This window comes from Vibrio sp. YT-19(2023), assembly GCF_033337395.1.
In genome coordinates this window covers 1-664 of record NZ_JAWOQN010000579.1, presented here as the reverse complement: position 1 = coordinate 664, position 664 = coordinate 1, and the positions used below count along the sequence as shown (strand labels likewise).

General features: G+C 45.3%; 2 protein-coding genes. One reads left to right on the top strand and one right to left on the bottom strand.

The window, feature by feature from the left end:
* A partial coding sequence (locus R7E78_RS27255) for an alkaline phosphatase PhoX (RefSeq protein WP_318058765.1) occupies window positions 1-406 on the top strand: 406 nt, incomplete at its 5' end.
* Between the two features lie 92 nt (window positions 407-498).
* Here R7E78_RS27255 and R7E78_RS27250 read toward each other — a convergent pair.
* Window positions 499-664: family 1 glycosylhydrolase (locus tag R7E78_RS27250; RefSeq protein WP_318058766.1), on the bottom strand; the 166-nt coding region annotated here is incomplete at its 5' end.

The window sequence follows — 664 nt, the reverse complement described above, 5'->3', positions numbered from 1 at the left end:
GAATGAGTTTAACCAGTTTGCAAGTCCAGATGGCTTGGCATTTGATGGTCGCGGTATTCTTTGGATTCAAACTGATAACGGCGCAGATGAAGTCACGTCTTATACCAACGACCAAATGCTGGCGGTTGTACCATCTAAACTCACGAATGAAAATGGCGATCAAGCAGTGATCGGTGCAGACAACCAAGCAGAGCTGAAACGCTTCTTTGTTGGTCCAAACGGTTGCGAAGTGACAGGCTTTACCATTAGCCCAGATTACAAATCACTATTTGTAAACATTCAACACCCTGGTAACTGGCCATACAGTGATGATGCCGCGCAAGAAACTCCGGCTGGAACTACAGTTCGTCCTCGTGCTGCAACCGTTGTGATTCGTCGTGAAGATGGTGGCGAAATAGCGGTTTAATCTCATAGTGTATTAAGACCTTAAAACTCAAGCCCTGCAATTGCAGGGCTTGATGCTTAGGCTTATGTCTCGCTGTCATTCACATATGTGCTTTAGCGTTTCAACGAACTACCTGCGGTACGAATCACATCCTGATACCAGTAGAAGCTCACTTTGCGTTTACGTTCTAAAGTACCTTGTCCATCATCGTGACGATCAACGTAGATATATCCGTAACGCTTGCTCATTTCTGCCGTTGAGTTGGCTACTAAATCAATC